Consider the following 296-nt stretch of genomic DNA (forward strand, 5'->3'; position numbering starts at 1 on the left):
GTGTTTACAGAGTGGAATAAAACCATACGGTAGACTTCCTGACTGATTCAATCAAATATGTTATGGGAAAAAATCTGTTGAAGAAATTTTTATTTGGTGCATTTGCCGCCGTCTGTGCAGCATTCTCTTTGGCCGCCGTGAACATCAATACCGCATATTCTGCCGAACTGGAGGCTTTGCCGGGTATCGGTCCGGCTAAGGCGAAAGCGATTGTGGAATACCGTCTGAAGAACGGTGCGTTCAAATCGGTGGAGGAGCTGAAAAACGTGAAGGGCATCGGTGATGCGGTGCTGAAC

At 47.3% G+C, this 296-nt stretch carries 1 protein-coding gene; it reads left to right on the forward strand.

The window, feature by feature from the left end:
• Nucleotides 1–77: 77 nt before the first annotated feature.
• Nucleotides 78–296, forward strand: a 219-nt coding sequence (locus tag ACTHRE_RS11100; protein WP_440345279.1) for a ComEA family DNA-binding protein, incomplete at its 3' end; no start/stop codon positions are given.

This window comes from Neisseria sp. P0001.S007 (assembly GCF_051963655.1).
GTDB lineage: Bacteria > Pseudomonadota > Gammaproteobacteria > Burkholderiales > Neisseriaceae > Neisseria > Neisseria subflava_A.